The sequence below is a fragment of the Streptomyces sp. NPDC005576 genome (genome assembly GCF_042871745.1).
GTDB lineage: Bacteria > Actinomycetota > Actinomycetes > Streptomycetales > Streptomycetaceae > Streptomyces.
This window is the reverse complement of sequence record NZ_JBIAJC010000056.1, coordinates 1-1,230: the sequence shown is the minus strand read 5'-3', so window position 1 is coordinate 1,230 and position 1,230 is coordinate 1. Positions and strand designations below refer to the sequence as shown.

Sequence of the window (1,230 nt, the reverse complement as noted above, 5' to 3'; positions counted from 1 at the left end):
TTCTCGTTGTCGAATCTGCAGTGGATCGCGACGTCGTTCGCGTTGTGTGCTGCGGGGTTCACGTTGTTGTTCGGGCGGGTCGCTGACTTGTTCGGGCGTCGGCGGTTGTTCCTGGTGGGTCTGGGTGTGCTGGGTCTGTCGTCGTTGGTGGGCGGTCTGGCGCAGAGTCCGGAGATGCTGATCGTGGCGCGGGTGTTCCAGGGGTTGGCGACGGCGGCGGTGACGCCGGCGGGGTTGTCGTTGCTGACGACGTCGTTCCCGGAGGGGCCGTTGCGGCAGAAGGCGTTGGGGCTGAATGGTGCGTTGATGTCGGCGGGGTTCACGACGGGTGCGATTTTGGGTGGGGTGCTGACGGATCTGCTGTCGTGGCGGTGGTCGTTCTTCATCAATGTGCCGGTGGCGTTGGTGGTGTTGGTGATTGCTCCGACGGTGATCAAGGAGTCGCGTCCGGTGTCGCGTCCGAAGTTGGATGTGCCGGGTGCGGTGTCGGTGACGTTGGGGTTGTTGGCTCTGGTGTATGGGCTGACGCAGGCTGGTGAGCGGGGCTGGGGTTCGGGTGCGGCTCTGGGGTGGCTGGCGGCGGGTGTGGTGCTGCTGGTGGTGTTCTATGCGGTGGAGTCGAAGGCGTCGAGTCCGTTGGTGCCGGTGTCGGTGCTGAAGAAGCGGACGGTGGCGTGGGGGAACGTGGCGGGTGTGATCGCGTTCCTGACGGAGACGAGTCTGGTCTTCCTGATGACGCTGTATCTCCAGGAAGTGCTCGGGTTTTCGCCGCTGACGGCGGGGTTGTCGTTCGGTGTGCTGGGTGTGGGCACGGTGGTGGGTGGTTCGATCGCTCCGCGGGTGATCGGTGCGACGTCGACGCGGTCGACGTTGTTGATGGGTGGGGTGTTGCAGGCGGTGGCGACGTTGTCGCTGGTGTTCCTGGGTGAGACGAGTGGTTCGATGTGGTTGCTGCTGGTGGCGACGTTCGCCGGTGGTGTGGGGAACATGCTGGTGATCGTGGGGTTCATGGTGACGGCGACCACGGGTCTGGCGGATCACGAGCAGGGTATGGCGACGGGTCTGGCGACGATGACGCAGCAGATCGGTATCACGATGGGTACGCCGATCATGTCGGCGATCGCCGCGGCGAACACGGACATCCATGAGGGCATCACGACGGCCGTGATCGTGAACACCGCGATCGTCGTCCTCGGAGTCCTGACCTCCTTCCTCTTCCTCAAGAACAAG

1 protein-coding gene is annotated in these 1,230 nt (G+C 64.2%); it reads left to right on the top strand.

Annotation, left to right across the window (positions count from 1 at the left end):
- Positions 1 to 1,230: MFS transporter (locus ACFYPN_RS33735; RefSeq protein WP_389303728.1), on the top strand; the 1,230-nt coding region annotated here is incomplete at both ends.